We start from the raw sequence: 242 nt of genomic DNA on the forward strand, positions 1-242 counted from the left end.
AGCGCCCCGGCCGGGACCGGCCACAGCTCGCGCAGCCGCAGGCCCAGCCCGAGACCGAACATCCCGGCCGCCAGCAGGACGGTGGTCACGTCGTCGGCCGCGTCCACCAGCTGCCCGGGCCGCAGGCCGCTGCTGCGCAAGGCAACCATCAGCACGAAGCCGACGAGGAACCAGGGGAGCAGCGGGACCCGGCCCGCGCTCGCGGGTGCGCCCACGCTGCGCACAGCGACCAGGTAGGTCGG

Annotated in this window: 1 protein-coding gene; it reads right to left on the reverse strand. The window is 76.0% G+C overall.

Annotated features, from left to right (window positions below; translation table 11 throughout):
* On the reverse strand, positions 1–215 hold a 215-nt coding region (locus QWJ41_RS21380; protein WP_302710520.1), incomplete at its 3' end, for a putative sulfate exporter family transporter.
* Positions 216–242 lie beyond the last annotated feature (27 nt).

Origin of the sequence: Nocardioides cremeus (assembly GCF_030518195.1) — a bacterium.
Lineage (GTDB): Bacteria > Actinomycetota > Actinomycetes > Propionibacteriales > Nocardioidaceae > Nocardioides > Nocardioides cremeus.